Raw genomic sequence first — 891 nt, forward strand, 5'->3', positions numbered from 1 at the left:
CCTGTGCTGAATGCCGCCCGCGCGGGAATCCTCACTCAAATGCCGGTGCTTGAATGGATCGGCTATCTCTCCACCGTCGGCGTCTACGGCAATTATGACGGCGCATGGGTCGATGAAACGGCGGAATGCCGGCCGGTGTCGAAGCGCTCGGTGATGCGGGTGGCCGCCGAACGAGACTGGCTGGAGCTGGGCCGCGAGATCGGCCGACCGGGGGCGATCCTGCGCCTGTCCGGCATTTACGGCCCCGGCCGCAACGCGCTGGTCAATCTGGAAAACGGCACTGCAAGGCGGCTGGTCAAGCCGGACCAGGTGTTCAACCGCATCCATTGCGACGACATTGCCGGCGCCCTGTGGCAGCTCATCGAAGGCAATACAGGCGGCATCTTCAACGTCACCGACGACCTGCCGGCGCCGCCGCAGGATGTCGTCGCCTATGCCGCTTCGCTAATGGGTATCGAACCGCCGCCCGAAATTCCCTTCGACGCCGCCCAACTTTCGCCCATGGCGCGGTCCTTCTATGGCGAGAACAAGCGTGTCGCCAACGCGGCGATCAAGGCGGCGGGTTATTCCCTGCGGTTTCCAGACTACCGCGCCGCCTTCGATCATATGTGGGCAAGCGGCGATTGGCGTGACGGCGAAGCGCGCAGCCCGATGAAGCGCTGACGATCGAAGCCGCGGGCGCGGCGTGCTATGATTCGGCCTTGGGATTGCGGTGGAGAACCGGGTTCATGAAGACAGCGATGAGGCTATCTCTAGGCAAAACGCCCCTGTTGGCCGCTGCGCTCGGCCTGCTTGCCGTGCTTGGCTCAGCCGTTCAGCCGGCGACCGCCGAGGAGCGGGCAAAAGACCTGTTCGGCGCCAAGAAACTGCCGGCCGCGACCGCGGCGCGGT

At 65.1% G+C, this 891-nt stretch carries 1 protein-coding gene; it reads left to right on the forward strand.

Features of this window, described 5'->3' with window-relative positions; all coding sequences use genetic code 11:
• Nucleotides 1-663 (forward strand): NAD-dependent epimerase/dehydratase family protein (locus EN893_RS35835; RefSeq protein WP_128362258.1); only part of this gene is annotated, 663 nt, incomplete at its 5' end.
• Between the last annotated feature and the right edge of the window lie 228 nt (nucleotides 664-891).

Source organism: Mesorhizobium sp. M7A.F.Ca.CA.004.04.2.1, from assembly GCF_004022825.1.
Classification (GTDB): Bacteria; Pseudomonadota; Alphaproteobacteria; order Rhizobiales; family Rhizobiaceae; genus Mesorhizobium.